Genomic DNA, 245 nt, shown 5'->3' on the forward strand with positions numbered 1-245 from the left:
ATGGCCAAGGCCTTCGCCGAGATGGAAAGCAACGATGACGCAGCCAGTCTCAGCCACGCAGAATGGCTGGCACTGCTGCTCGACCACGAGGCCACCTACCGAAATGACAGGCGCCTCGCTCTGCGCTTGCGACATGCCAAGCTGCGACACCGCGCCGTGCCCGAGGACGTTGATTACCGAACGCGCCGCAGTCTTGACCGCCGGCTCTTCGAGACGTTGCTCGCTGGCGAATGGATATCCAGGCA

General features: G+C 62.9%; 1 protein-coding gene. It reads left to right on the top strand.

The features are described 5' to 3' along the window. Positions 1 to 21 precede the first annotated feature (21 nt). Positions 22 to 245, top strand: a 224-nt coding sequence (locus tag ACYPYD_RS13305) for an ATP-binding protein (RefSeq protein WP_459663559.1), incomplete at its 3' end; no start/stop codon positions are given.

Source organism: Novosphingobium sp. 11B, assembly GCF_054589055.1.